Below are 18,390 nucleotides of genomic sequence, written 5' to 3' on the forward strand. Positions count from 1 at the left end.
CGTCGCGGCCGATCAGGCCAGGAGGTAACCGGCGGCCGACATCGCGACCCAGACGGCGGTGAAGAGCAGACCGGCGAGCAGAGGCCCCCACGGCCGACGCGACAGGGCGACGAAGACGGATGCCGCCAGGCCGAGGCCGATGAGGAGAGCACGCGGCATCCCCGACACCGTCGGAGAGAACACGGCCGGCACGACGGCGAAGGCGAGCGTCGACGCGGCTGCAGCTGCGACCCGGCTCCACACCGGCGTCAGGCGCGTGGCGGCGAAGGACTCGGCGGCGGGGTAGACGAAGAAGATCGCGAAGAACGTCAGGCCCAGCACGACGATGAAGGGCGCGGCGACGCCGAGCACGAGCCAGCGGGGGGACAGGGCCGCGAGAGCGGGGAACCCGAGGTCAGCGGCGAAGACGCCGGTGAGGAACGGCAGGATGACACCGAGCACGAGGGCCCACAGCACGTCGAGCGCCCGCAGCGAGAAGAACCCGGCGAAGCGCGTCCGGGCCGCCAACGCGAGTCCCGTCGCGCCCAGGATGAGAGCTGCGGCGAGAGCACCGATACTGCGGCCGACGTCGCCGTCGAAGGCGATCGAGGCGAGCGAGCCGACGGCGAGGGCGACGACGAGCGCCCCGAGCGCAGCGGCAAGGGGCTTCCACGTGCCGGCGAAGCCCGCGCCGCGCCGCGGTGTCGAAGACGCTCGGCCTACGCCCCGGCTCTCGGGCCGCTCCGCGGCCGTGCCGCCGATGTCCGCCGGGATTGTAGAGTCGCCGCCGATCGCGACGCTGTTGGCGACGCGTACTTCCCGACGGGATCGTCGGCTCGGGTCGACGGCAGCATCATTCACCCGCTCAGCATACGGGTTTCACCCGCGGCGCCCGGGTGGAGGACGCGAGGCAGCCGCGAGGCACTGCTGCGGCTTGCGCGCCAGGGTGAAGACTCAAGTAGGCTCGCGCTCACGCGAAGGATGAAGTGGGGACGACCGGAACGCTGATGGCACGCACACGTCGCCGTGAGGGGAGCCGCACCGCAGCCGCTCCGCCCGGGGCACCCGGACCAGCCAGCGAGCTGGTCCCGCTCCCCCACAATGTGGCGGTCGAGCTGCTCGCCGCGGCCGTGAACGATTTCGCGGAGCTGCACGGCATCCGCGTTCTGACGATCAAGGGTCGTGTGCTCGCGGATCAGGGACTTCGCGCGGTCCGCGGTTCGTCGGACGTCGACGTATTGGTCGATCCGTCGGCATTCGAACGCCTGTGGCGCCTCCTCCGCTCGAGCGGGTGGACCGATCGCGACAAGGCCGTCCTGGTCGAGCTCCCTCGAGAGGGATCCGTGCTCGCGCCGCACGCGCGAACCCTGGAGCACCCGCAGTGGCCCTGTCACCTGGACCTCCATCGGTACTATCCGGGATTTCTGAGCCCCGCTCAAGACGTGTTCGACACCCTGTGGGAGGCCCGCTCGACGATCGAGCTGGCGCACCGCGTGTGCCCCGTCCCCTCTGCGACCGACCACTGGCTCGTCGCCGCTCTCCACGCCACCCGCTCCCGCGATGCCGTCCAGCTGCTCGATCTCGAGGAACGGGCAGCCGAGCGCCTGAGCGCGGACATGGGCGACCTCTCCCGACGAGCTGTGGCGACGGGAGCAGTCGGACCCCTCCGCGACACCCTGAAACGGCTCACCGGCGATACCTTCGCCCTGTCGCCCGAAGCGGACCGGCTGACGGCATTGTGGCGACGACGCGTGGAGTCGCCGGACGACCTCCCCGAGACCCTTGCCGAGCAATTCGCCGGCGCGAGCTGGCCGGCCCGCGCACGCCTGGCGGCTCGTAAGCTCGTCCCCAGCCCACGCTTCGCTCAAGCGTTCTTCGGCGTCGCCGACGATCCGCTCAGCCTACTCCGCTTCTACCTGCGGCGCATCGTCACCGCGCCCGCCAAGCTGCTCCGCATCCTCGAAGCTGCACGTCGACGGAGGTGGTGAATGACTCACTCCACGCCCGTGTGGCAGCGCTCACCCGGAATCGGTTGGACGCGGGACGGCTCGACGGCGTACATCGCGCTCCCCGCACGGATGACGCCGTTCGCCGTCATCCGGCTGTCCGATGTGGGCGTCGCGATCTGGGAGCTGATCGACGGGCTCCGCGACGAGGATGAGATCGTCTCGGAGATCGTCCGCGTCTGGGAGGCGGACGAGGCCGACGTGCGGCCGACGGTCGCCTCCTTCATCGACGCACTCGCTACGAAGGGCGTCGTGCAGCCGAGCGACGGCTGAGCCGGTCGGTTGGACCCGTGAGCGCGCTTCGTCAGCGGGCCGCTCGGCGGGAGCGCCGCGACGGCGAGACACTGTCGCCAGTCGTCGACGCCGCCACCGCTGTGCTCCGGCGGACGCCGGGCCCCTCATCCACGCGCGCTGACGTTCGCGCCTTCCCCTTGGAAGCCTTCGCGGGTCCCGCTGCCGTCACCGTCTCCGGAGTCGCCGACGGCGGTGCCGCGTAGTAGTCCCCGGTGTACTGGTAGTCGTCGTAGCCGCGGCCGCGTCCGCGGACGGGCACCCGGTTGATGACCACCCCGAGGCAGCGCGCGTTCGCCTTCTCGAGGTTGAGCATCGCCTTCCTCAGCGTCTCGATCGTGGTCTTGCCGACGCTGGCCACCACCATCACGCCGTCGGCATGGTGTCCGAGCACGGCGGCGTCGGTCACGGGGAGCAGCGGCGGTGCATCGATGATGATCGTCGCATCCGCCGACAGCGTGCGCATGAGATCGCGCATGCGCTCCGAGCCGAGGACCTCGGACGGGTTCGGGGGAAGCATCCCCGCTCCCAGGACCAAGAGGTTGCCGTCGACGCCGACCGGCTGCGCGACCTCATCGAAGAGAGCGCGACCGGCCAGAACGTCGGTGAGGCCCGCACCGTCGATCAGGCCGAAGATGTTCGCCACCATGGGCCGTCGGAGGTCACCGTCGATCAGCACGACGCGTTGCCCGCTCGCCGCGAGCACGATCGCGAGGTTCGCGCTGGTGGTGGACTTTCCGTCGCCGGGGAGCGGGCTGCTGATGACGATCACGCGCGGAGGATTGTCCACGTCGATGAATTGGAGGTTGGTGCGCAATTCGCGGAGCGACTCCGCCACGCGGAAGAATTTCGCACGCGCTCCGCCGCTCATCCCTCCGTCGAAGGGAACCAGCCGACCGGTGTCGGTGAAGGACTTCTCGAGAGGGATGGTGCCGACGACGGGATGCCCGGTCTCGCGTTCGACCACCTCTGCAGATCGGATGCGGCGGTCGAGAACGTATCGGACCACGGCACCCGAGACTCCCGCAGCGAGACCGATGAGACCGCCGACGGCCAGCGCGATACGCCAGTTCGGCGAACTGGGCGAGCGGGGCAGCTGAGCGGAATCCCCCGCGATGAGCTGCACGAGCGCTTGGCCCCCGTCTCGCGATTCGAGACGCGAGATCTCGGACGACATCGCCTGGATCCACGCCTGCGCGAGATCACGCGCGCCCTCCGGCGTCGAGGCGTTCGCGACGACGAGGAGGTTCACCGTGTCGACGGGATTGCTCACGCGCACCTGATCGACGAGCGTCTCCGGGCGCGTGTCGAGCCCCAGCTGAGTGATGACGTCTTCCGCGACCGACCGCCACGTGCCCAGATCGATGTACGACTTGACCTTGGACTTCGCGAGGTTGTCGGCGATGAGCGCGGATCCGGTGTCTTCACCCTGGCCCGTCACGGCGACGAAGCCGCTGGCATCCGCGGTGTAGACGGGCTTCTGCAGGGCGACCCAGCCCGCGGCGGCCCCGATGCCGAGGAGAGTGCCGAGAAGCAGCCACACCCAGCCCACTCGGATGATGCGCAGGTACGTCTGCAACTCCACCGGACACACTCCCTTTCACGCCGTCATCGCGACAGCCTCGCCCCCCGGGCGTCTCAGCGCGAATTCCGAGGAATGCCTCGGGCACATGATTCTAGAACCCGCTCGCGCGTCTCCGTGAACACGAACGAGCGCATTCACACTCTCATTCTTAGCGTCCGGAGAAGGTCGGCGTCGACCGACGTCATGCCGAGGTGGACGACGTCTCGGACAGGGCACGTCGCATTGTCCGCTCCGATGCGAATCCGCTCTGCCGCGCAATGCGCTGCACGGTCATTCCCGAATCCGCTCGCACCTCGAGGAGGGCACGGGCGAAATCGACGCGGAGCGAACGGAGATACGTCGACGGCGACGTCCCGCGTTTCTCGAAGAGGCGATGCAGGTGTCGCGACGACACGTGCAGCTCCGCCGCGGCGGCCGCCACCGAGAATCGCGGATCGGTGAACCTCGACTCGAACAGCAACCGCACGCGATTGAACGTCGAGGTCCGCGCCGCCGCGACCACCTCGCGCTCCCCCGCGGAGAAGAACAACGCGAACGCGATGTCGAGGAGCGTCCTCTCCATGACCATCGCTTCGACCATGCTCAATGACGGCCGCATTCCCGCGACCGTCGTCACGTATGCCCGCGCCGCCAGGGCGGCCGTCGTGAGGGACGGCCGACTCGAGACGCGATCGACGTCGAGACCGAGGTCCTCCACCGCGGCCCGCGGAAGCCACAGCGTCGCCGCCGCTCCCCGGCTCCAGACCAGGCGCAGAGGGAATCCGTGGCGGAGGACGATCGGCGCGCGGTCCACCCCCTCGCGCGGGGTGTCGCCCTCGACGGTCGCCTGCGCCTCGTCCACGGGGAAGACGATCCCGATGTAGCCGGTATCGCCGGCCTCCGACCACAGCCACAGATCACCGTGATCGACCGCGTGCAACGTGATCGCGGCGCGCCCGGCTGAGGTGACACCGGCCGGATGCGGAATGCGCGACATCCGCAGGTGGTCCCGCAACAGCGCACGGATCGGGGCACGATCCGCGCCCGGATCGACCGCCGGGGTCGACGATGCGATGCTGCTCATCCGACCCCCCAGCCTCGATCGCAGCGTTGCTTGTCAGGGGGTGTGGTTGCACGGATAGACGGTGTGAGCAGCACTGCGCACGACCGCACCACGGCGCCCCGCCCCCGCCCCCTTACATTCGGGAGACGGGGCGCCGTGATCCTCCACCGCACGGTAGCCGCCGGCATCCGGCGTCGGTCGGCTCGACCGCGGATATCGGTACCGGAGTCAGTAGTCGCGTCGGTAGTCGGCCGGCCCTCCGCCGGCGCTCCTCCGTAGCCCGCCGGTATCCGGCGCGGACGTCAGAGGATGCCGGCTCCGACCGGGACCAGAATCGAAGACGACGCCACGAGCGTGCGTCCCGGGAACACGATGGTCGCGGTGACGGGGAACGACGCCAACGCATTGATCCCGACGCCCGTGCTGACGCCTGCGAGGCCCCACACCACGGGGATGTCGACGGTCCCGTTCGACCCGACGCTGAAATTCTTCGACGTCGTGAACGACGTCTGCGGGAATCCGTACTGCGATCCGAGCGCGCTCTGGTACACCGCGGTCCGCTGGCCGGGCGTCGTCAGCGTGCTGTCGAACCGATAGACCCCGAATCCGCGAGCGCGTCCGACGGAGACGTTGATCCCGACGGGGCGCTGCACCGTGATCGTCACGGTCGCGGTTCCCGACAGCGCGCCGGCGCCGTTGGTGACCCGGAGCGTCGTCGGCACCGTGATCGCCACCGCGGCGGTCGCCGTAGACGCCGAGTCGAGGACATTGAGGGTCAGCAGGCTCGTCACGTCGTCCGTGAGGGCCACGGCGGCGTTGTTCACCGACGCGGAGGCCGCAGGAGCCGCGACAGCGGCCGCGATCACCGGAACCGACCACGCGGCGCCCTTCAGAACGGTACGCCGCTCGATCCCCCGCGCCGCACCCGTCGCACCCGACGCCGTGTCCGATGACAGCTCTTCCAACATCGATTCTCCCCTTTTGCGAAAAAGCGGGAACCGGTCGAACCCGCCACGCGATCGTCGCGAAGGGGGCTACTGGTCGACATCGGTAAGGTCTCATCACGGCCGCGAAAGGTCCGAAAGTGACCGGTCGGAAATGCGAAACAGGCGCCGCGAACGGCGCCTGAATGTCGGAAACGGACGCCGTCAACGGCATCCGGAAATGACAAAGGCCGGGCCCGAAGGCCCGGCCTGTGCCGAGTGAAGTCTGGGGGGACTTACTTGAGGATCTTGGTGACGGTACCGGCACCGACGGTGCGGCCACCCTCACGGATCGCGTAGCCGAGGCCCTCTTCCATGGCGATCGGCTGGATGAGCTCGACCGACATCTCCGTGGTGTCACCGGGCATGACCATCTCGGTGCCCTCGGGCAGCGTGATGACGCCGGTCACGTCGGTGGTGCGGAAGTAGAACTGCGGGCGGTAGTTCGTGAAGAACGGGTTGTGGCGGCCGCCCTCTTCCTTGGACAGGATGTACGCCGTGCCCTCGAAGTTGGTGTGCGGGGTGACCGAACCGGGCTTCACGACGACCTGGCCGCGCTCGACGTCGTCACGCTTGGTGCCGCGGAGGAGCAGACCACAGTTCTCGCCGGCCCAGGCCTCGTCGAGCTGCTTGTGGAACATCTCGATACCCGTGACCGTGGTCTTCTGCGTCGGGCGGATGCCGACGATCTCGACCTCGGAGTTGATCGCGAGGGTACCGCGCTCGGCGCGACCCGTGACGACCGTTCCACGACCGGTGATGGTGAAGACGTCCTCGATGGGCATGAGGAAGGGCTTGTCCTTGTCACGCACCGGGTCGGGGATGGAGGAGTCGACGGCCTCCATGAGCTCGACGATCGAGTTGACCCACTGCTCGTCACCCTCGAGAGCCTTCAGGCCCGAGACGCGCACGACGGGGGCGTTGTCGCCGTCGAAGTCCTGCGACGACAGGAGCTCGCGGACCTCGAGCTCGACGAGCTCCAGGATCTCCTCGTCGTCGACCATGTCGCTCTTGTTCAGCGCGACGAGCAGGTAGGGCACGCCGACCTGCTTGGCGAGCAGGACGTGCTCGCGGGTCTGAGCCATCGGGCCGTCGGTGGCGGCGACCACGAGGATCGCGCCGTCCATCTGAGCGGCACCGGTGATCATGTTCTTGATGTAGTCGGCGTGACCGGGGGCGTCGACGTGAGCGTAGTGACGCTTGGGGGTCTCGTACTCGACGTGCGAGATGTTGATCGTGATACCGCGCTGACGCTCTTCGGGCGCGGAGTCGATCGACGCGAAGTCACGCTGAACGTTGGTGGCCGACGGGAACTTGTCGGCGAGCACCTTCGAGATGGCAGCGGTGAGCGTGGTCTTGCCGTGGTCGACGTGACCGATCGTTCCGATGTTCACGTGCGGCTTGGTCCGCTCGAACTTGGCCTTAGCCACTGGGTCCTCCTCAGGACGTTGGTTGCGAGGTCTCGGGCGCTGGATTGCGACCGATTCTTCGCGGGGATGGTTCTCAGATTACTAGAGAGTCGGTATTCAGTTTGTGCGGATGCCGGGAACCCGAGCAGAACCCGGGATTCCCGGCATCCGTGAGAGCGGTGTTACTCGCCCTTGTTCTTCTGGACGATCTCGTCGGCCACGGCCTTCGGGACGTCGGCGTAGCTGTCGAACTCCATCGAGTAGACGGCACGGCCCGAGGTCTTCGAGCGCAGGTCACCGATGTAGCCGAACATCTCGGACAGCGGCACGTTGGCCCGGACGACCTTGACGCCGGCGGCGTCTTCCATCGACTGGATCTGGCCGCGACGCGAGTTCAGGTCGCCGATGACGTCGCCCATGTACTCCTCGGGAGTACGCACCTCGACGGCCATGATCGGCTCGAGGATGGTGGGGTTCGCCTTGCGGACGGCCTCCTTGAAGCCCATCGAGCCGGCGATCTTGAACGCCATTTCCGACGAGTCGACGTCGTGCGAAGCACCGTCGAGGAGGATCGCCTTGACACCCACCATGGGGTAGCCGGCGAGCACGCCGACGTTCATGGCGTCCTGGAAGCCCTGGTCGGTCGGCGAGATGTACTCGCGCGGGATACGACCACCGGTGACCTTGTTCTCGAACTCGTAGGTCTTGTCGGCCGTGACCTCGAGGGGCTCGATCGCGAACTGGATCTTCGCGAACTGACCCGAACCACCGGTCTGCTTCTTGTGGGTGTAGTCGTGACGCTCGACCGCCTTGCGGATGGTCTCGCGGTACGCCACCTGGGGCTTTCCGACGTTGGCCTCGACCTTGAACTCGCGCTTCATGCGGTCGACCAGGATGTCGAGGTGGAGCTCGCCCATGCCCTTGATGACGGTCTGACCGGTCTCGGCGTTCTGCTCGACGCGGAACGTCGGGTCTTCTTCGGCGAGCTTCTGGATGGCGACACCCAGCTTCTCCTGGTCGGCCTTGGTCTTGGGCTCGATGGCGACCTCGATGACCGGCTCCGGGAACGTCATCGACTCGAGGACGACCTGGTTCTGCGGGTCGCAGAGGGTGTCACCGGTGGTGGTGTCCTTCAGACCAATGACCGCGTAGATGTGACCGGCGGTGACGGAGTCGACCGGCATCTCCTTGTTGGCGTGCATCTGGAAGATCTTCCCGATGCGCTCCTTCTTGCCCTTGGTCGCGTTGACGACCTGGGCACCGGAGTCGAGGTGACCCGAGTACACGCGGATGTAGGTGAGGCGACCGAAGAACGGGTGCGTCACGATCTTGAACGCGAGCGCCGCGAAGGGCTCCTCGCGGTCGGCGTGACGCTCGATGACGACCTCTTCGTCCTTGGGGTCGTGCGCCTCGATGGCGGGCACGTCCAGGGGCGAGGGGAGGTAGTCGACCACGGCGTCGAGCATGGGCTGCACGCCGCGGTTCTTGAACGCCGAACCGCACAACACGGGGTAGACCTCGCTGGCGATCGTCATCTTGCGGATGGCGCCCTTGATCTCCTCGTGGGTGAGCTCTTCGCCACCGAAGTACTTCTCGAGCAGGGCGTCGTCGGACTCGGCGACGGTCTCGAGGAGCTTCTCGCGGTACTCCTGCGCCTTCTCGACGAGGTCGGCCGGGATCTCCTGGATCTCGTACTTGGCGCCCATGGTGACATCACCCTTGGCGTCGCCGGGCCAGACCAGGGCACGCATGTAGACCAGGTCGACGACGCCGACGAAGTCGTTCTCGGCACCGATCGGGATCTGGAGCACCAGGGGCTTGGCCTTCAGGCGGTTGACGATGGTGTCGACCGTGAAGTAGAAGTCGGCGCCCAGCTTGTCCATCTTGTTGACGAAGCAGATGCGGGGGACGTCGTACTTGTCGGCCTGACGCCACACGGTCTCGGACTGGGGCTCGACGCCCTCCTTGCCGTCGAAGACGGCGACGGCACCGTCGAGCACGCGGAGCGAACGCTCCACCTCGACGGTGAAGTCGACGTGACCGGGGGTGTCGATGATGTTGATCTGGTTCTTTTCCCAGAAGCACGTCACAGCAGCGGAGGTGATCGTGATGCCACGCTCCTGCTCCTGCTCCATCCAGTCGGTCGTGGCCGCACCGTCGTGCGTCTCGCCGATCTTGTGGTTGACGCCCGTGTAGAACAGGATGCGCTCGGTCGTCGTCGTCTTGCCGGCATCGATGTGCGCCATGATGCCGATGTTGCGGACCTTGTGGAGGTCGGTGAGCACGTCTTGTGCCACGGGTGTCTTCCTTACCTGTTGGGAGGTTGATGCCGGGCCCATCGGAGGGTCCGTGACCGGGGTTCGATCACGGACCCTCCGCGGGTTTTACCAGCGGTAGTGCGCGAAGGCGCGGTTCGACTCGGCCATCTTGTGGGTGTCTTCGCGGCGCTTGACCGCGGCACCGAGGCCGTTCGAGGCGTCGAGGATCTCGTTCTGCAGACGCTCGGTCATCGTTTTCTCACGACGACCCTTCGCGTAGCTCACGAGCCAGCGCAGCGCGAGCGTGTTGGCGCGGTGCGGCTTGACCTCGACGGGAACCTGGTAGGTCGAGCCACCGACGCGGCGGCTCTTGACCTCGAGGGTGGGACGGACGTTGTCGAGCGCCTTCTTCAGCGTGGCGACGGCGTCCTGGCTGTTCTTCGCCTCGACACCCTTGAGGGCGTCGTAGACGATCGACTCGGCGATGGACTTCTTGCCGTCGACGAGGATCTTGTTGACCAGCTGGGTGACGACGGGGGCGCCGTACACCGGGTCGTTGACGACGGGACGCTTCGGGGCGGGACCCTTACGAGGCATGGTTCTCAGCCCTTCTTCGCGCCGTAGCGGCTACGAGCCTGCTTACGGTTCTTGACAGCCTGGGTGTCGAGCGCACCGCGGACGATCTTGTAGCGGACACCGGGGAGGTCCTTCACACGACCACCACGGACGAGCACGAGCGAGTGCTCCTGGAGGTTGTGACCCTCACCGGGGATGTACGCGGTGACCTCGGTGCCGTTGCGCAGCTTGACGCGGGCGACCTTGCGCATGGCCGAGTTCGGCTTCTTGGGGGTCGTCGTGTACACGCGGGTGCACACGCCGGCCTGCTGGGGGTTCGACTTCAGCGCGGGAGCCTTGGTCTTCGAGACCTTCGGCGAGCGGCCCTTGCGAACCAACTGCTGAATGGTTGGCACGTTCTCTCCTTGATTGGCCGGGCGGTTCCTCTCGGGCCGCCCGGGGTGCTGCACGGTGACAGCGGTCGTGTCTCCCCCGTCATGTCGCTCATCTTGCGATTCGTGACGTGTCGGGCTCACGTGTGATCCACCGCGCGTCAGAATGATCGGACGCGGTTGTGGTGGATATGCCGTGGGGGTGACCTGTTCGCAGGCCAGTCCCTGAGATGGTGCGAGCGTTGATCCGCACGACCTACCCGAAGGCACGACGCACGGCGCGCGTGAACGCACACCCGCTCAATGATACGCGTTCCCCGGAGGACGGGCAAACGTGCACGCGTCTCCCCCAGCCGACGGTCAGGATGCCGCCCGCTCAGCCCAGGAGCAGCACCGCCGCCGCCGCGCCGGCGGCCAGCAGCAGGACCACCGCGGTACCGATCAGCAGTGCTCGCCAGGCGCCCCGTCGAGCCGGCCGCGGCCGCACGAGGGCGGGATGGTCGCGGAGCCCGGACCGCGCAGGCGGCACGGAACGCGCCACCCGGATCGGCGCATCGACCCGCGGATCGTAGATCTCGCGCCCCAGGGCGGCGGGCACGCGCGCCTCACGCACCGCCCCGTCGACGGCCTGCGGTCCCGCGTCCGCCGACCGTCGGCTCGCGGAGGCATCGGCCGCATCGGCACGACGCGCGCGGCGCGTACCCGCCTGGGTGTCGTCGACTCCGTCGGGCGCGCGACGCGGTCGAGTGCTGTCGTCGGGTGGCTCGTCGACGGCGGGCGCGGACGAGCGCCGGGCACGGAGCCCCGGCTGGGTGTCGTCGGCGGGGAGAAGTTCCGGGCTGCGCGCCGTGCGCTCCTGCACCGGGGCACGACGCACGGTCGCGTCCTCGAGCTCCGCCTCCGGAGCGGCGGGCCGCGCGACCACGGTGCGATCGTCGGCGTCCGCTGCGGTGTCGACGCGCCGGGCGATAACCGTCGCGTCGTCCGGCTCCGCAACGGCATCCGCACGACGAGCGATCACCGTCGCGTCGTCCGGCTCCCGCACGTCGGAGCGCACGGTGGCGTCGTCGAGGTCGTCAGCGTGGGACCGCACGGTGGCGTCGTCGGGGTCGTCTGCGTCGGCGGCCGCGGGTGAGCCGCCGTCGGCCGCGGCCGGCGGATTCGCCGGCCAGGGCCGCAGTCGGCCCGCCCACAGCGTGACCTCGTCGGGATCGTCGGCTCGGTCGAACGGGCCGCTCACACGTTCCTCCGCGTGAGGCGCACCTCCGCGTCGCCGAGGAAGAACCGTTCGCCCGCCTCGATCTCCTCGCCGGGGGGAGCTTCCACCTCGGTGCCCATGAGCGTGGCGAACAGCACGCCGTTCGTCGACTCCAGGTCGGTGACGTACCAGGTGTCGCCGCGCAGCTCGAGGCGCGCGTGCGTCTTCGAGACCGTCCGCGTCTCGTCGACGATCGGGACGAGCTGAGCGTCGGGGTGCGCGGCATCCGGGCCGGGACGACGGCCGAGGATGACGACCGACGACGTCAGATCGACCGTCTCGCCGTTGGGGGCGATCAGCGCCCATGGGATGCGCTTGCGCCGCGCCACGACCGTGCGGTCGAGAGCGTCGAAGTCGTCGTCCGACGGGACCTCCGGGCGCGTGTACAACGCCGACACCGACGTGCGGGCCGAGCGCGGAGCGCCCGCGTCGGGGGCGTCGGGTACGGCCGAGACCGCTTCGGAGAGCTCGGGGAACTCGTCGGCGGGGGTCCGGGAGACGCGGGGAGCGGAAACCGGCGTCGGCGCGGGCCGCGTGAGCGGTGCCTCCGGGATGATCGCGGGCGCCTCGTCCAGCTCCTCCGCCTCGCGGCGCGCGGGAGCAGCCCACGGCGACGGGCCGTCGTCGACGGGATGGTCGGGTGCCGCATCCGCCGAGGGGGACGCCGATGCCGCCGAGGGGGAGGCCGACTCGACATCGGTGGGATCACTCGTGCGCCGCGCGGCCGGTGACGCGCCACGGGTGGGAGCTCCGGGCAGCAGCAGCGCGCGGGTCGCGAGGGCGTCGGCATCGGGCTCAGCCGGCGGCTCGGCGAAACGCGGGACCCACCCCGCCGGGGACTGCTCGGCATCCGGCTTCTTGTCGACGTCGGCGCGCCCGGCCTGCTGATCGGCCCGATCTCGCGGCGCGGCCCCGTCGGCCCCCGCGGGCGCGCCGTCGCGCAGCGCGTCGAGCACCTCGAAGACCGATCCGGATGCGGCGGGAACGGACCGGTCCGTCGAGCGGTGTCCGTCGAGACGGGCCGGCGCGAGATCGGTCGGCGGGGCCCAGTCGCTCGGGGACGGGACCGCATCGGCCAACGAACCGGCGGGGGCGGCGAAGGGCTGCACGACGGGCTCCGACACCGGCGGCGCCGCGTCGACGAAGCGGTCGGCTGCGGGGCGGTCGGCTGCGGGGCGGTCGTCCGGGGCGGGCTCGGCCTCGGGCGTCCACCCGCCGATCAGCGGGACGTACGGGCCCTGGAAGTCGCGTCCGCGGCGAACGGGTGCGGAGTCCTCGTCGGCACCGCGGGCGGCGTCGCCCTCCCACCGTGCGGAGCCGAAGCCGAGGACGCTGGCCCAGACGACGAGGAAGACGGCGCCCAGCACGGTGAGGCCGCCGCCCGCGCCGAATCCGACGGTGATGCGGTGGACCGCCACGACGAGGACCACGTAGAAGGCGATGAAGCCGAAGAGGGGCACGAGGTTGATCAGCACGAGCCACGGCGAGAACCCGCCGAGCTTCAGCACGGTGGCGACGTTGACCACCGGCACCCACGCCTTCCAGACCGGCTCGCCAATCTTGCGGAACATCGCGGCCAGGGCGAGGGCGAGCCAGACGTACAGCACCACGACCAGGGCGAGCGAGCTCGCTCCCAGGACCAGCGTCGTCGAATCGGTCATGTCGTGTCGCGCCCCGCCGCCGTGGCGGAACGCTTCCCCCTCTCGTCGCGATGCGGCGACCCCCGCCGAGAAGGCCGGGGGGCGAGGAACCGCAGGAACGATCTCAACGATACGGCCGCGCGCACTCGGCGCCAGAAGCCGCGCTGACGGGTGAGGACGCGACGTTCGTCGTCGACGATGCGCCAGAAGGCGGTGACCTCGTCGGGGGTGATCCGGTCGGCGGCGAACACGGCGCGATCGGCATCAGCGGCCAGGCGGATGCCGGAGGGCGTCGCGAACGCGTCAGCGACCTCGCGACGGGTCGATGCACGCGGCACGGAACGCCCCGCGTCGAGTCCGGCGTCGACGTACTCGTCCCACCCGCCGGCGATCGCTCCCCTCGGATCGGGGTCGCGTCGACGGCCGCGGCGGCGCAGCGCCTTGGCGATGAGCACGGCCAGGAACGGCCCGAACAGCACCAGCACGACGAGCACGGCGATGCCCGCGGTGCGCAGCAGCGGCCAGAGCCACGCGAGATCGATGCCCTCGTCGGTGCGGGAGTCATCGTCGCGGGAGTCGTCCTCCTGCACGGGCTCGGGCGGGACGACCTCTTCGACGGTGTCGGGACGCACCTCGGTGACGTTCTCGGGGTCCTGCTGCTGGGTGACCTCAAGGCTCGGCGACTGCTCCCACTGCGGGGTGACGTCGACGGCCGCCCACCGACCGTCGGCGCCCTGGACCTCCGTCCACGCGGTGAGGTCGCGCGGTCGGCACTCCCCCGCGTCGCACGCCGACAGGGTCGGGTCGGCGGTCTCCAACCGCGTGCCGACGACGACGCGGGCGGGGAAGCCCAGTTCGCGGGCGATGAGCGCCGTCGCGACCGCGAACTGCTCGTCGTCGCCGACGGCGGCGACGTAGTTGCCGGTCGCCTCCGCACGCGGGTCGTCCTCGCGATCGAGGAGACGCTCGAACATGCGGTCGATGCGCGCGAGGGAGTGACCCGAGGCGCTCGGCTGCAGCTGATAGCCGGGGAGGTCGGCGGTCCACGCGGGAGCGGCGGTGCCCGGCGCGGCCAGGCTGTGGCTGAGATAACCGCGCTCCCGGAGCAGCTGGACGAGGGCCTGCAGGGCTGCGCCGTCGGAGCCTGTCGCGTGCTCCTCGACCCACCTCTTCAGGTTGTCTCCGCCCGACACCCCCTGCGGCGCTCCCGGAGGTGTCACGGACGCGAGGTCGACGGGGGCGGGCTCCACACCCGAGAGCTCGTAGCGGTCCCCCACGCGCAGGCCTCCATCGGAGGTCTGCACCCCCGCTTCGGCGGAAGCACTGTAGTAGAAGCGGTCGGCCAGAGCGCCGCGCCGATCGCCCTCGAACGTCGCCGAGGCGAGACGGCCGGCGGTCGGCATCCAGATCCCGTCGAGATCGACGATCTCCACCTCGGCTGCGATCGTGCGACCGTCGCCGGCGTCGCGGGTCGAAGGTAGGCGGACGAAGCCCGCTCCCTCCTCGCCCGAGGCGCGGAAGATCTCTCCGTCGTAGGCATCGAGAGTGGCCAGACGGATGCGCTCGGGCAGCGCCCCCTCGCCGCTCACGCGGAACAGCACCTCGTCGGCCCGGGCGTCCGAGAACATGGCGCGGTACTGCGCGAGGGGACTCACGGCCTCGGCGATCTGCTCCTGCGGTCCGGCAGCGGAACGGAGGACCTCCCGCTCCGCTCCCCGCGACATCCACGGCACGACGGCGACCGTGACGACCGCGGCGAGGGCGACCATCGCCACCCCGAGCGCGGCGCGTCGGCGGTCGGTGCGGGAGCGCCCCGGGGCCACCTGCGCGGCGGAGACCTCGCTCGCGCGGCGGAGCGCGCGGGCACGCTCGTCGTGGGCGCGCCAGGCCAGCCACAGCACGGCCGACAGCAGCGCCGCCAGGCCCACCACCGTCTCCACGGGAGCGGCGAGGACGACGGGTCCGATCGTGAGCGGCGCGCTCGTCGCCGTGCGGCCGAAGAACAGGCCGAAACCGCTCATCCCGAGACCGGGGACGACCGCGATGGCCGCCCATCGGTCGGTGCGCCCCGCGAGCGCGAGGGCGAGCGCGGTGCCGACGAGGAAGACCACGAGGGCGGGGATCAGGAGGTTGCGGTACGCACCGACCGGCAGGTCGACGGTGACCAGGTCTTTCCAGGCGACGACCACGCCGGCATAGGACTCGCCGAGCCCGTGCAGCACGTCCAGCGGCGACGTCAGGCGCGACGGCACGGCGAGAGGGACGGCCAGGAGCGTGAAGGCGGCGACGAGCCCGGCGGCGAGAGCCCATCCGCTCCCGCGCCGCCACGCGACGAGCGTCACCACGGCCGCCCCGGCGAGAGCCCATCCGCTCCCGCGCCGCCACGCGACGAGCGTCACCACGGCCGCCCCGGCGAGGGATGCCGCGACGACGAGAACGAGGAACGACACGGCCGCGTAGATGGGCCATGCCGCCACCGCGGCGAGCGCCGCGGACACCGCGGTGTACAGCGCGGCGGCGGTCCACCGCGGCGCCGACGACGCCTCACGGCGACGCCGGGGCACGCGGTCGCGCGAGCCGCTCACGAGGTGGCTCCCCGCACGAGAAGACCGGAGAGGTCGTCGAGGGTGCCGATGGTGAGCACGGTGAGGCCCGCCACGCTCTGCATCCGCGGGTGCGCGCGTTCGTCGCAGATGACCGCGGCGACCGCGGTGTCGGCGGGGAACGCGAGAGCCGCCTGCCGCAGGCGGGCGAGGGGCACGAGGGAGCCGGTGACGAGGAACGCGATCGACAGGCGCTCGTTCGCCTCGGATGCCAGCCGGCAGACGTCTTCGACGGGCATGGTGTTCTCGTGGCGCTGGATGGCGCTGAACCCGTCCAGCATCGCCCGCGGGGAGACCACCGGGATGTGACGGATCGCCCGGAGCCGGCCCTTCACCACGCGGGGGATCTCCGAGCCCGTGACGATGTCGATGTCGCGCGCATCGCGCACGGCACGCAGACCCAACGAGGCGGCGGCCGAGACGGCGAGCTCGTACTCGTCGGCATCCGCGTACTCCTGGGTCGCGGCGGCGAGCACGACCGCCATCCGCGAGCGGCGCGACTCCTCGTACTGGCGTACCATCAGGCGCCCGGTCTTGGCCGTGGACTTCCAGTGCACCTGGCGCTGCGAGTCGCCGGGAGCGTACTCGCGGATGGCGTGGAACGACATGTCCGCGTCGACGAGACGCCGGGTCGCGTTGCCCTCGAGGTCGCGGACGAGTCCGGCGCTCGTGGACGGCAGGCCGACCGTGCGCGGATGGACGAAGAGGTCGTGGACGTCGTCGAAGGCGTGCTCGCGTCGCAGCAGTCCCACCGGGTCGCTGCGCACGGTGGTCACCGGCCCGACGCGCACGACACCGCGCGGCAGCGGCGGGATCTCGAGAGGCTCGGTGCTGCTGTGCCCCGGCCGCAGGAACGGCACCCCGAATTCGACGAGACCGCGACCGACGGGGATGTCGAGACGCCCCGGCAGCGCCGGCCGCGAGCTGTCGTTGCGGACGACGATCTCGCCCGTGACGCCGTTCCCGGCGGTGACGCGCTCGTGCTCGAGAGCCAGATCGACGTCGTAGGCGCGTGCGCCGAAGAGGAACGGGACGCTCATGAGCAGCAGCAGCAGCGCCGCCGAGCCCGCCACCATCCACTCGACCCAGCCGAAGACGACGCCGAGCGCGAGGCCCACTGTGGCCGCGATCGCGACGACGGCGCCGGCGGGACGGACGGTGCGCCCCGCCCACGACAGGGCCGCGGCCACCGCCTCGGTGATGACGCGCCATGTCTCGGCGACCTGCACCACGGCGCGCACGATACGGCGCTGCCGGCGGGTGGCGGTCGAGGTGATCGACGTGCGCGAGCCCGTGGCCATGGTCGCGGCCGAGGTGCGCGTGAGCCGCGACTCGGTGACGTTCGGATCAGGCATGGCTCACCCCTCGATCCGTGCGGACACGGCGCACGGGCGTCACGCGCTCTCGCGCTGCGTCGGCGGGAGCGTGTCGAGCAGGACCTGGCCGACCACGGCCTCCTGCGTGACCCCGTCGAACTCCGCCTCGGGGTGCAGGATGAGCCGGTGCGAGAGCACGGGCACGGCGAGCGCCTTCACATCGTCGGGCGTCGCATAGGTGCGGCCCTGCGACGCGGCCCGCGCGCGCGTGGCGCGCGTAAGGGCGAGCGCGCCGCGGATGCTGACGCCCAGGCGGACCTCGTCGGCCGTGCGGGTGGCATCCACGAGTCGGGCGATGTAGTCGAGGACGAGCGCGTCGACGTAGACGGATGCCGCGAGATCGGCCATGCCCACCAGCGCCTGGGGGGTGATGATCGGGCGCAGGTCGGCGGTGGCGACGGGGGCGCCGTCGAGGATGCGCACGGTCGCCGCGTGGTCGGGGTAGCCGAGGGACGTGCGCAGCAGGAAGCGGTCGAGCTGGGCCTCGGGCAGGCGATAGGTGCCGGCCTGCTCGACGGGGTTCTGCGTGGCGAGCACGAGGAAGGGCACGCCCACCTCGCGCGAGACGCCGTCGATGGTGACCTTGCCCTCCTCCATCACCTCGAGCAGGGCCGACTGCGTCTTCGGGCTCGCGCGGTTGATCTCGTCGGCGAGCACGATGTTGGCGAAGATGGGCCCGCTGTGGAACTCGAACGCGCCGCTCTTCTGGTCGTAGACGGTGATGCCCGTGATGTCACCGGGGAGCAGGTCGGGCGTGAACTGGATGCGGGTGTTCGTCCCCTGCACCGACTGCGCGACGGCGCGGGCGAGCGAGGTCTTGCCGGTGCCGGGGACGTCTTCGAGCAGCACGTGCCCGTCGCTCAGCATCGCGGTCAGCACGAGCTCGACGACGTGGCGCTTGCCGAGCACCGCACGCTCGACGTTGTCGGCGATCTGCGAGAAGGTCTGGGAGAACCAGGTGGCCTGCTCCTGGGTGATCGTCATGTCGGTGCGTTCTTCCTGTGGGGGATGGA

Annotated in this window: 15 protein-coding genes; 2 read left to right on the top strand and 13 right to left on the bottom strand. The window is 70.1% G+C overall.

Features of this window, described 5'->3' with window-relative positions:
- Positions 1-12: 12 nt before the first annotated feature.
- A complete protein-coding gene (locus AB0N82_RS01210; RefSeq protein WP_363387136.1) occupies positions 13-840 on the bottom strand; it encodes a hypothetical protein in 828 nt (275 codons plus the stop codon).
- Positions 841-986: 146 nt separating this feature from the next.
- Between AB0N82_RS01210 and AB0N82_RS01215 the strand changes: the two genes are divergently transcribed.
- Positions 987-1,967, top strand: a complete 981-nt coding sequence (locus tag AB0N82_RS01215; protein WP_363387139.1) for a nucleotidyltransferase family protein — start codon at positions 987-989, stop codon at positions 1,965-1,967.
- On the top strand, positions 1,968-2,258 hold the full coding sequence (locus tag AB0N82_RS01220; protein WP_363387142.1) for a PqqD family protein: 291 nt from the start codon (positions 1,968-1,970) through the stop codon (positions 2,256-2,258). It abuts the gene before it with no gap.
- A 31-nt stretch (positions 2,259-2,289) separates the two neighbouring features.
- Here AB0N82_RS01220 and AB0N82_RS01225 read toward each other — a convergent pair whose 3' ends face one another.
- From AB0N82_RS01225 to AB0N82_RS01280, 12 genes are all read right to left on the bottom strand, one after another.
- Positions 2,290-3,861: a polysaccharide biosynthesis tyrosine autokinase gene (locus tag AB0N82_RS01225; protein ID WP_363387145.1), complete on the bottom strand. Its 1,572-nt coding sequence runs from the start codon at positions 3,859-3,861 to the stop codon at positions 2,290-2,292.
- Between the two features lie 181 nt (positions 3,862-4,042).
- Positions 4,043-4,924 carry a helix-turn-helix transcriptional regulator gene (locus tag AB0N82_RS01230; protein ID WP_363387148.1) on the bottom strand — a complete coding sequence of 294 codons (882 nt, stop codon included), beginning with the start codon at positions 4,922-4,924 and terminating at the stop codon, positions 4,043-4,045.
- 281 nt (positions 4,925-5,205) lie between these two features.
- Positions 5,206-5,871, bottom strand: a complete 666-nt coding sequence (locus tag AB0N82_RS01235; RefSeq protein WP_363387151.1) for a hypothetical protein — start codon at positions 5,869-5,871, stop codon at positions 5,206-5,208.
- A gap of 251 nt (positions 5,872-6,122) precedes the next feature.
- Positions 6,123-7,316, bottom strand: a complete 1,194-nt coding sequence (gene tuf, locus AB0N82_RS01240) for an elongation factor Tu (protein ID WP_076673648.1) — start codon at positions 7,314-7,316, stop codon at positions 6,123-6,125.
- 161 nt (positions 7,317-7,477) lie between these two features.
- Complete coding sequence (fusA, locus tag AB0N82_RS01245; RefSeq protein ID WP_076673646.1) at positions 7,478-9,592, bottom strand: elongation factor G; 2,115 nt, start codon at positions 9,590-9,592, stop codon at positions 7,478-7,480.
- A gap of 87 nt (positions 9,593-9,679) precedes the next feature.
- The gene (gene rpsG / locus AB0N82_RS01250) at positions 9,680-10,150 is read right to left on the bottom strand and encodes a 30S ribosomal protein S7 (protein WP_013584050.1); all 471 of its coding nucleotides are present in this window, start codon (positions 10,148-10,150) and stop codon (positions 9,680-9,682) included.
- Between the two features lie 5 nt (positions 10,151-10,155).
- Positions 10,156-10,524 (bottom strand): 30S ribosomal protein S12, encoded by a 369-nt coding sequence (rpsL, locus tag AB0N82_RS01255; RefSeq protein ID WP_013584051.1) that lies wholly within the window; start codon positions 10,522-10,524, stop codon positions 10,156-10,158.
- Between the two features lie 352 nt (positions 10,525-10,876).
- Positions 10,877-11,740: a hypothetical protein gene (locus tag AB0N82_RS01260; protein ID WP_363387156.1), complete on the bottom strand. Its 864-nt coding sequence runs from the start codon at positions 11,738-11,740 to the stop codon at positions 10,877-10,879.
- Positions 11,737-13,419, bottom strand: coding sequence for a DUF5684 domain-containing protein (locus AB0N82_RS01265; protein WP_363387159.1), 1,683 nt, complete (start codon positions 13,417-13,419; stop codon positions 11,737-11,739). Before AB0N82_RS01265 ends, AB0N82_RS01260 begins: the two co-directional genes overlap by 4 nt.
- Entirely contained in the window at positions 13,416-15,983 is a 2,568-nt protein-coding gene (locus tag AB0N82_RS01270; RefSeq protein ID WP_363387162.1) for a transglutaminaseTgpA domain-containing protein, read from the bottom strand. The genes AB0N82_RS01265 and AB0N82_RS01270 overlap by 4 nt, the downstream gene beginning before the upstream one ends.
- Positions 15,980-17,356 (bottom strand): DUF58 domain-containing protein, encoded by a 1,377-nt coding sequence (locus AB0N82_RS01275; RefSeq protein ID WP_363387165.1) that lies wholly within the window; start codon positions 17,354-17,356, stop codon positions 15,980-15,982. Before AB0N82_RS01275 ends, AB0N82_RS01270 begins: the two co-directional genes overlap by 4 nt.
- A gap of 39 nt (positions 17,357-17,395) precedes the next feature.
- The gene (locus tag AB0N82_RS01280) at positions 17,396-18,361 is read right to left on the bottom strand and encodes a MoxR family ATPase (protein WP_315993654.1); all 966 of its coding nucleotides are present in this window, start codon (positions 18,359-18,361) and stop codon (positions 17,396-17,398) included.
- Positions 18,362-18,390 lie beyond the last annotated feature (29 nt).

The organism is Microbacterium sp. NPDC089186 (assembly GCF_040685115.1).
Classification (GTDB): Bacteria; Actinomycetota; Actinomycetes; order Actinomycetales; family Microbacteriaceae; genus Microbacterium; species Microbacterium galbum.